Origin of the sequence: Geitlerinema sp. PCC 9228 (assembly GCF_001870905.1) — a bacterium.
Taxonomy (GTDB): domain Bacteria; phylum Cyanobacteriota; class Cyanobacteriia; order Cyanobacteriales; family PCC-9228; genus PCC-9228.
On the sequence record NZ_LNDC01000052.1, the window covers coordinates 48,089 to 54,088 of the forward strand.

General features: G+C 52.3%; 6 protein-coding genes. 2 read left to right on the forward strand and 4 right to left on the reverse strand.

The window, feature by feature from the left end:
• Positions 1-421: 421 nt before the first annotated feature.
• From AS151_RS04060 to AS151_RS04075, 4 genes are all read right to left on the reverse strand, one after another.
• Positions 422-1,999, reverse strand: coding sequence for a glycoside hydrolase family 3 N-terminal domain-containing protein (locus AS151_RS04060; protein WP_071515776.1), 1,578 nt, complete (start codon positions 1,997-1,999; stop codon positions 422-424).
• 14 nt (positions 2,000-2,013) lie between these two features.
• On the reverse strand, positions 2,014-2,424 hold the full coding sequence (gene rbfA / locus AS151_RS04065) for a 30S ribosome-binding factor RbfA (RefSeq protein WP_071515777.1): 411 nt from the start codon (positions 2,422-2,424) through the stop codon (positions 2,014-2,016).
• A gap of 43 nt (positions 2,425-2,467) precedes the next feature.
• On the reverse strand, positions 2,468-2,683 hold the full coding sequence (locus tag AS151_RS04070; protein WP_071515778.1) for a DUF751 family protein: 216 nt from the start codon (positions 2,681-2,683) through the stop codon (positions 2,468-2,470).
• 374 nt (positions 2,684-3,057) lie between these two features.
• Positions 3,058-3,891, reverse strand: coding sequence for a TlyA family RNA methyltransferase (locus AS151_RS04075; protein WP_071515779.1), 834 nt, complete (start codon positions 3,889-3,891; stop codon positions 3,058-3,060).
• A 305-nt stretch (positions 3,892-4,196) separates the two neighbouring features.
• Here AS151_RS04075 and AS151_RS04085 point away from each other — a divergent pair, with 305 nt between their 5' ends.
• Positions 4,197-5,051 carry an ion transporter gene (locus AS151_RS04085; protein WP_071515781.1) on the forward strand — a complete coding sequence of 285 codons (855 nt, stop codon included), beginning with the start codon at positions 4,197-4,199 and terminating at the stop codon, positions 5,049-5,051.
• Positions 5,017-5,892, forward strand: a complete 876-nt coding sequence (locus AS151_RS04090; protein ID WP_084639389.1) for an urease accessory protein UreD — start codon at positions 5,017-5,019, stop codon at positions 5,890-5,892. The genes AS151_RS04085 and AS151_RS04090 overlap by 35 nt, the downstream gene beginning before the upstream one ends.
• Positions 5,893-6,000 lie beyond the last annotated feature (108 nt).

Genomic DNA, 6,000 nt, shown 5'->3' on the forward strand with positions numbered 1-6,000 from the left:
TAACAGCAGGGTGACCAACACCGAAAGCATTTGTAGGTACCATGACTCTAAAAACGTAGCCCCCAAGGGCTGAGGCTGGTCAGCTACCTGAAGCTGGAGGCATGAAGCCCCCGTGCTTCAACCGGGGGTGCTGACGCCACTGCGATCGATTACGCGACAATTACGCGACAGTTGAGGGATACTCCCAGAAAACAGCATGCTCGCAAGCAAGCTTTGTTGGTTTGGCTTTGAGAGCTTTTTGTAGCTACATATACTGAACTATTTTCATTGTGACCCCAAAAAAAAGTTCGTGACATTAAGATTGTGTTAACTTTTGTTTCCTTTTGATGTTTTAATGTCATCTCTAGAAACAATTGGGATTTTATATGAATTTATCGGTAAAATTTCGGCAAAAACAGGCAAAAATAAGCTAAAAATCCCATCAAGCAAAAATTTTCTCCATCAAGCAAGCCTGTGCTGCCTGCATCTGCCCAAAGCTAAACAAACCCACTGTCTCCTCGGGCAAAATTTCAAACCAGCGATCGCGTAGGTAGGGGCTACCATAAATAACCAAAGCTTGCAGTTGCCGTCGGTCAAGCAATTGCCGCAGCCAAACATCCACCTCCGGGGCCATACCTGCCACCCCGCGAAAAGGGTGGCCCCGGGCAAACAACTGCACCAACACCGGTCCTTTCAGTTCCCAATATGCCACGCTGGGGGTAAAGCGATCGCACAGTCGCAGTTGATATCCCTTTTCCCAGGGAACCGCGATCGCCGGGGGATGCCCTTTTAACGCCTCTTCCCGCAGCAATTCATCCACCACAATGACATTGCAGGGAGTTTGCTGTTCTCCGGCAGGTGGTAGTTGCCCATTTCCCCATTGGCTGCTAGAAGCTACCAGCAACGATTGGGCACTGGGATGGAACGTTGCCGGCAGATCGGGGATAGGATCGCCCCCATGCTGCCAACAGGAACTGGCAATTTTGCTTTTGGCTTGCCAAATCCGTGCCACCGACGCCCGAATTCGCTCTCGGGAAATTCTACCTGCCTCTACCGCCTCCACCACCGCCTCAATTGTGGCTTTGGGGTCGCTGGGCATCAGCAAAATATCGGCACCAGCTTCCACCGCCATGACCGCCGCCGTAGCTGGCGTGTAAGCATTGGCGATCGCCCCCATCACCAACGCATCGGTAACAATCAACCCAGAAAATCCCATTTGCTGGCGCAGTTGCCCCGTGAGAATCGCTGGTGACAGGGTAGCGGGAAGGCGATCGTCAAATGCTGGCATCCGTAAGTGAGCGCTCATTACCGCATCCACCCCAGCCGCGATCGCCCTGGCAAACGGCACCCGTTCCACCTGCTGCCACCGTTGCTGGCTGTGGGGAATCGTCGGCAAATGGAGATGGGAATCCACGCTCGTATCTCCGTGACCGGGAAAATGCTTGGCCGCGTTCAATACCGAATGTTGCTGGCTGCCGCGAATAAATGCTTGGGTAAGTTCGCCAACCACCTCGGGAGTATCCCCGAAAGCTCGCACGTTAATCACCGGATTTTGGGGATTGTTGTTTACATCTACCACCGGTGCCAAAATCCAGTTGATACCCAACGCTTGTGCCTGGCGGGCCGTAATTTCCCCCATTTCCCAAGCATAGCGGCGCGCCGCTGACAAATCCCGACGGGCAATTTCCGCGATCGCCATGGGTGGGGGAAACCAAGTTGCTCCGGCAAACCGCTGCCCCACCCCTTCTTCCACATCCGCCGCTACAAATAGGGGAATCTCGCTCCAAGACTGCAACTGCCGCGATCGCATCCAAACTTCCGCTGCCGTACCCCCCAACAAAATAACGCCACCAACCCCCCATGCACCAATCCACTCACGCAACGTAGCTTGGGGCGGTTCCCAAGCGGGGTATTCAATTTGCACATCAAACAGGTGGCCCGAGGCGCGTACTACCACCATCTGAGCCACCTGCTGTGCTAACGACAGAGAATCGATCGCCACAAGAGAAGAACTTGCCATTCCCTACGCTATGCTTATTCCGAGCTGTTTGCTTCGGCATCTGAGCCCTCAGATACCGGCTCTTTTTCCTGACGCTCCCTTTGCAAACGATCGATCAGGGAGAGGACTTGGGTACCGCGTTCGATGGAACGGTCTTCGATGAATCGAACTTCGGGGGTGCGGCGCAAACGCACGCGATGACCCAACTCGCTGCGCACAAATCCCGTAGCAGCTTTCAACCCAGCCATGGTTTCTTCCCGAGCTGCTTCGGTTCCGTAGATACTCACAAAAATCTTGGCATGTTGCAGGTCTTTGGAAACATCTACGGCGGTAATACTCACCATTCCTGCCCCAACGCGATCGTCTTTGATGTCGTTGAGCAGCATTTGGCTGATTTCTTGTTTGATAAGCGAAGCTACGCGAGCAACGCGACGATTGGTAGCCATAGGTATAAAAGATACAAACGCAAACGAACGAAACAGAAGTTGGTTACGCCGGTGGTTGTGCTTCGTGCAAGCCCAGCATCGCCGCGAGGGTAAAATACAAAAACACGAAGCTGGATACAAGAAAGCCCACCAGCGCCACCGCGCTCACTGGATTTTTCAACAGCGGTTTTAACCAACCAAAAAAGGAAAAGAAAATCCCTAAAACGATGGTAATAAAGTAACGCGGGTAGCGAGAAACGTTAGCCCAAAAATCATTCATGGCTTGGAACCAGGGGTAATCGTGCAGGCGCTTTGAGAGCTTGGTGTCCCTTTCTTAACTGTTAGCACTCTCACAAATAGAATTCGTGAGATTCTCGCTTCGTTGGGTGTGCCTAGATAGACTTGCTATGAGCTAGCCTATCTCCGGTGACAGGGACCCTCAGCGAGCATGTTTCCGTCCTGCCGGTGGACGTATTTTTAACGGGATTCTAGCACATTTTTGACGGCGGCTCAAGCTGCACGGGACGGCGGCGAGCGCTCAGACGACTTGTGCTGAGCCTGTCGAAGCAGCGTCGCTTTTCATCCCTGCTTTCAAAAGTCAGGGCTTTCAAGCTCCCGATTCATGCGCTCACCCTTTTGGGGAAGGAAAACCACCTAATTTTGGCTATGGGAACTGGTGGTTGTTGCGCCAAGAGCAGCGATTTCTTGCAATTGCTGAAAATCAAGGGGGTTCGCTGGCGATCGCAGGTTCAGCCACAACAGGTACTCAAAATTGCCCGCCGGTCCGGTAATGGGAGAAGGCACAACTCCTTGACTGTTCCATCCTAACGCACGGGCAGCCTCTATAACTTGGGCGATCGCGGCTGCCCGGTCGCCACTATGCCGAACCACGCCTTTTTTCCCCACGCGATCGCGCCCCACTTCAAACTGCGGTTTCACCAGCAAAATGACATCCCGCGGTGGCTGCAGCAGTTCCCACAGCCTCGGCAATACTTTCACCAGGGAAATAAACGAGAGGTCGGCTACCCCCAAATCCGGAAATTCCGCCCCAGGTGCGTAAAGCTGTTCTGCCGTCAGGTGGCGCAGGTTGGTCCGTTCTCGCAATACCAATCGGGGGTCGTTGCGCAATTTCCAATCAACCTGACCGTAGCCCACATCCACACCATAAACTCGCCGCGCCCCATTTTGCAGCAAACAATCAGTAAACCCACCGGTAGAAATACCGCCATCCAAACACACGCGATTGGCAACGGTAATGGGAAAAGCTTCCAAAGCCGCGGCTAGTTTTTCGCCACCGCGGGAAACATAAAGCGATCGCGGTTTGACATGAATTTCTGCTGCGATGGGAACCTCCGTTCCTGGCTTATCGACAACTTCCCGAGCCACCCTTACCTCCCCAGCCCGAATGCAACGTTGGGCTTGCTGTCGCGACGAACAGAAATTTCGCTCTACCAAAAGCACATCCAAGCGTTTTTTATCCTTCGCCATGCCGTTTCCCTGCCTGCCGTTGGGCAGGTAGATCCCACTTTTTCCATTCTATGGCAAATAATGGAAACAAGAACGAAGGATTCGACCGGTACGACTCCCTTGGTTGTTCGCGATTCGCTGCTGGGTTGCTTGTTTGTCTTTTCTTGTGTATCTACTGTTTTTGGGGAGATAAAGAACAACTGCGGCACGAAATACGACCCCAAAAACAACAAATCAAATTTAATATCTCCCTGGACCAAGAATAATACAGGGGATTTTTCTATATAGCAAACATTACTTTCTATTTTTCGCTGGGAAAAGTAACTATGTATTTTCGACGCAAGCGGCAAATCTTTCAACTGTTAGAGACCAACCAATCCAACCATCCAGCCAGTCGCTGGTTTGATATTTTTCTCATGGGATTAATTGGTTTCAATATTTTCTTTGTGATTGTTGGAACGGTAGATAGCATCGCCCAACGCTACGATGGCTTTTTAAAAGGATTTGAAGTTTTTTCTGTTGCTGTTTTTACCATTGAATATATTTTACGAGTTTGGACCTGTACCCTGTACCATCAATTTGCCCACCCTATCTGGGGCAGAATTCACTATATTTTCACGCCCTTGGCGTTAATCGATTTGTTGGCGATCGCGCCTTTTTATCTTCCCCTGTTGTTCCCCGACTTGCGGTTTTTGCGTGCCCTGCGCCTGTTCCGCCTGTTCCGACTGTTGAAAATGGGGCGTTACTCCCAAACCCTCAAAGGATTGGCGCGGGTTCTCAAAGCCAAACGGGAAGATTTGGTAATTAGCTTTTTTACCATTTCCATTTTGCTGGTGTTTTCCTCCAGTTTGATTTATTTTGTAGAACACGAGGCCCAGCCAGAAGCATTCCCTAACATTCCCGCTTCCATGTGGTGGGGGGTAGTTACCCTGACCACGGTCGGCTACGGGGATGTTTATCCCATTACCCCCATTGGTAAGGTTTTGGGCGCAGCTTTAGCCGTTTTGGGCATTGGCATTTTTGCCCTGCCGGCTGGTATCCTGGCTTCGGGATTTGCTGAAGAACTGGAAAAGCGACGGGAACGCCGTTCTCGTACCCAACAAATAGCAGCGGAAAAATTTTGTCCCCATTGCGGTAAAAGATTGGATGTACCACCCACCAACCCCAGAAACCACGAATAAAGAATTGTCTGCGGCGAGCGCTACCAGTAGCTGGTTGGGGCGTCTAGAAATTACCTATACCCACCGCCAGCAAACCACGCAAATCCAACGCGATCGCATCCAAGCCCCTTTAAAAATCCAACGTCCGTTTTACCCGGAAGGTCCGCAGGTGTGCCATACTGTTGCCCTGCATACAGCCGGTGGCATGGTCGGGGGCGATCGCTTATCCCAAGAACTCACGTTACAGCCGCAAGCCCAAGTTTTGTTTACCACGGCAGCCGCTAGCAAAGTATATCGCAGCGAAGAAGCGATCGCGCGCCATCAGGTACATTTACACGTACAAGCGGATGCCCACCTGGAATGGTTGCCCCAGGAAACCATTGTTTTCAACGGTGCCCGCTACCATCAAGATATGCGCGTGGCCTTGGCACCGGAAGCCACTTGGTTGGGATGGGAGATTACCCGTTTTGGTCGTTCGGCGCGGGGAGAACGGTTTGAACGGGGTACTTGGCGATCGCGTATAGAAGTGTGGCAAGGGGAAACACCACTGTGGATCGACCGCCAGTATCTCATCGGCGGCAGTCCCATGCTTGACAGCCTCAGCGGTTTGGCCGGTCAATCGGTCATTGCGACGTTGGTTTGGCTGGGAAAACCTGTCTCTGCCGATGTGGTGGCCAAAAGCCGCAATTTGTATTCGTTTCCTGAGGGGGAAATTGGCGTTACCCGTTTGCCTATGGGCATGCTATGTCGCTATCGGGGCTCTTCCACCGTCGATGCCAGACAGTGGTTGGTTGCCGTGTGGGGTTGGTTGCGCCAAACTTTTCGCCAGCGCCCGGTTTGTTATCCGCGGGTTTGGGTGTAGGGGCGTACCGAGGGGTCATTTGGCATTGTCACTGACCCCGCGCTAAAGCGACGGGGCTTGGGAACAGCCAGGTTCCCGTAGTAGTGGCTAGACCAAGAGCCGATAGTA